Annotated in this window: 1 protein-coding gene; it reads left to right on the top strand. The window is 46.2% G+C overall.

The genetic code is table 11. The features are described 5' to 3' along the window. Positions 1 to 411: 411 nt before the first annotated feature. On the top strand, positions 412 to 3,693 hold the full coding sequence (gene carB, locus GNE10_RS32795) for a carbamoyl-phosphate synthase large subunit (protein ID WP_185570199.1): 3,282 nt from the start codon (positions 412 to 414) through the stop codon (positions 3,691 to 3,693). The last annotated feature ends 36 nt before the right edge of the window (positions 3,694 to 3,729 follow it).

The following is a 3,729-nucleotide window of genomic DNA, read 5'->3' as shown; positions in this document are numbered from 1 at the left end:
CATATATTTTGAGAACGCTAAACTAGTTGTTATAAATAAACAGCCAAATATTTGTCATCATCAATCAGCATTTATTGAAAATTTTCATCAAAGTAAATAAAAACTATTTGCAAGAGTAAGGAGTAATTTAGCATCATAATTCAATAAAATTTAGAAATAGGAAATAATCTATTGAGTATGGGGCATTGGGTATGGGGGTGTTGAGTGTTGACAGAGGAATTATTCTCCTTGTCCCCTCATACTTCTCTGCGAGAGGCTGCGCCAACGGCTCCGCTCAGTACAAGTCTCCGTCATCTCCCTCATCTCCCTGCCCCTCATCAAGTTAGAAAACTTAATAATAAAAAGTACGATAGGGGGTAAACACCCTTAAAATGATCAGGATTTGTATTCTCGTACTCCAAGGCAAATACTATGCCCCGCCGTGATGACCTCCGGAAGATTCTACTGTTAGGCTCTGGCCCAATTGTGATTGGACAAGCCTGTGAGTTTGACTACTCTGGCACTCAAGCCTGCAAAGCGTTGCGAGAAGAAGGCTATGAGGTGGTGTTGGTCAACTCTAACCCTGCAACGATTATGACCGACCCGGAAACGGCCGATCGCACTTACATTGAGCCGCTGACCCCGGAATTGGTCGAAAAAGTAATCGCCAAAGAACGCCCTGATGCTCTACTCCCAACGATGGGAGGACAAACTGCTCTGAATATCGCTGTTGCTTTAGCCAAAAATGGCGCTTTGGAAAAGTACGGCGTTGAGTTAATCGGTGCCAAACTGCCAGCCATTGAAAAAGCCGAAGATAGAAAACTTTTTGGTGAGGCAATGGCAAAAATTGGCGTAGCTGTATGTCCTAGTGGTACAGCCGAATCTTTGGATGAAGCAAAAGCGATCGCTCGCGAAATTGGTACTTATCCCTTGATTATTCGTCCTGCTTTTACAATGGGTGGAAGTGGCGGCGGTATTGCCTACAACCAAGAGGAATTTGAGGAAATGGCACAGGTTGGTATCGATGCTAGCCCTGTTTCTCAAATTCTCATTGACCAGTCTTTACTTGGTTGGAAAGAATACGAACTCGAAGTGATGCGCGACCTTGCAGATAACGTGGTGATTATCTGCTCCATCGAAAACCTTGACCCTATGGGCATCCACACCGGGGACTCCATTACCGTGGCTCCCGCCCAAACCCTCACTGATAAAGAATATCAAAGGCTGCGGGATATGGCAATTAAAATCATCCGCGAGATAGGTGTGGAAACTGGCGGTTCTAATATTCAATTTGCCGTTAATCCTGTCACCGGAGATGTGGTGGTGATTGAAATGAACCCCCGCGTGTCTCGTAGTTCGGCTTTAGCATCTAAAGCTACGGGTTTCCCCATTGCCAAAATGGCAGCAAAGTTGGCTGTAGGCTACACTTTGGATGAAATTAAAAATGACATCACCAAGAAAACTCCGGCGTCCTTTGAACCAACAATTGACTACGTAGTTACAAAAATCCCCCGCTTTGCCTTTGAAAAGTTCCCCGGTTCGGAACCAGTGCTGACAACGCAAATGAAGTCAGTGGGGGAAGCAATGGCAATTGGCCGGACTTTTAACGAATCCTTCCAAAAAGCCCTGCGTTCTCTGGAAACCGGACGTGCTGGCTGGGGTTGCGACAAAGCCGAAAAATTACCCAGTGGCGAACAAATTCGCGCCCTACTGCGGACACCAAACCCCGATCGCATTTTTGCTGTGCGTCATGCCCTACAACTAGGAATCACTGCTGAGGAAATCTACGAACTCACAGGTATTGACCCGTGGTTCCTGGATAAAATGCAGCAAATTCTGGATATAGAGAAATTTCTCAAGCGCACATCATTAAAGGAATTGACAAAAGAGCAACTTTATGAAGTGAAGCGCAATGGATTTAGCGATCGCCAGATTGCCTATGCTACCAAAACCACCGAAGATGAAGTCCGCACCTATCGCCAACAATTAGGAGTCATCGCAGTTTACAAAACTGTGGACACCTGTGCGGCGGAGTTTGAAGCGTTTACTCCTTACTACTATTCTACCTACGAAGAAGAAACAGAAGTTTTACCAGCAACCAAGCCCAAAGTCATGATTTTGGGTGGTGGCCCCAACCGCATCGGACAGGGAATTGAGTTTGACTATTGTTGTTGTCACGCTGCCTATGCATTGAAAGCAGCAGGGTACGAAACGATTATGGTCAACTCTAACCCAGAGACAGTTTCCACTGATTATGATACCAGCGATCGCCTTTACTTCGAGCCGTTAACAAAAGAAGATGTCTTAAATATCATCGAAGCTGAAAATCCTGTCGGCATAATAGTCCAGTTTGGCGGACAAACACCATTGAAGTTAGCTGTTCCACTGCAACAATATTTGCAAAGACTGGGGACTGAGGAAAACTCCCAATGCCCAATTCCCAAAATTTGGGGTACATCCCCAGATTCCATTGATATGGCAGAAAACAGAGAGCGATTTGAAAAAATTCTCAAGGAGTTGAATATTGCTCAACCACCCAACGGTATTGCTCGCAGTTACGAAGATGCGCTGATTGTGGCCAAACGCATTGGCTATCCAGTGGTGGTGCGTCCTAGCTATGTGTTGGGGGGAAGAGCGATGGAAATCGTTTATTCCGATACCGAGTTGGAACGCTACATGACCTTTGCGGTGCAAGTAGAACCAGACCATCCAATTTTAATTGATAAGTTTTTAGAAAATGCCATTGAAGTCGATGTTGATGCCATCGCCGACCATACAGGACGAGTTGTCATTGGCGGTATCATGGAACACATTGAACAAGCGGGAATTCACTCAGGAGACTCTGCTTGTGCCCTACCTTCCATTTCCTTACCACCAGCAGTTCTCAACCAAATTCGCACATGGACAGTGCAACTAGCCCAGGCCTTGTCAGTGGTGGGATTGATGAATATTCAGTTTGCCGTCATTGGTGCAAGCGGCTATTCTCCCCAAGTTTATATTCTCGAAGCCAACCCCCGCGCCTCCCGTACAGTGCCATTTGTTTCTAAAGCAACGGGCGTGCAGTTAGCCAAACTAGCCTCCTTAATCATGTCAGGGAAAACCTTAGAGGAGCTAAACTTCACCGAGGAAATCATCCCCACCCACATTGCTGTTAAGGAAGCTGTATTACCCTTTAATAAATTCCCTGGAACTGATACAATATTAGGCCCAGAAATGCGCTCCACTGGTGAGGTGATGGGGATTGACAGCGACTTTGGCCGAGCCTTTGCCAAAGCAGAATTGGGCGCTGGAGAGCGTTTACCACTAAGCGGAACCGTCTTTGTATCAATGAGCGATCGCGATAAAGCAACTGCCGCAGTTGTGGTAAAAGAATTTATCGATTTGGGCTTTAAGGTGATGGCCACACTTGGTACGCGCCGGGTGCTTCGCGAACAGGGCTTAGATGTTGAATTAGTACTGAAACTCCATGAAGGACGACCCCACGTCCTAGATGCAATCAAAAATCAGAAAATCCAACTGATTATCAACACACCTTCAGGAGAAGAAGCCCAAACCGATGCCAGGTTAATCCGCCGCACAGCCTTGGCTTACAAAATTCCTATCATAACCACCATTGCAGGCGCAAAAGCTACCGTCGCCGCCATTCGTTCCTTACAAAATACGACCTTGGATGTAAAAGTCATCCAAGAATATTGCAAGATTGCGAAAAAGTAGAGAGTGGTGAGATCGGGAGATGGGGGAGATGGGGGA

The sequence above is a fragment of the Nostoc sp. 2RC genome (genome assembly GCF_014222165.1).
Classification (GTDB): Bacteria; Cyanobacteriota; Cyanobacteriia; order Cyanobacteriales; family Nostocaceae; genus Nostoc; species Nostoc linckia.
Note: the sequence above shows the minus strand (reverse complement) of the source record. Positions and strands in the feature narration are given on the sequence as shown.

Coding starts and splice junctions, on each gene's coding strand:
- carB (WP_185570199.1), top strand. CDS start 412: ATGCCCCGCCGTGATGACCTCCGGAAGATTCTACTGTTAGGCTCTGGC.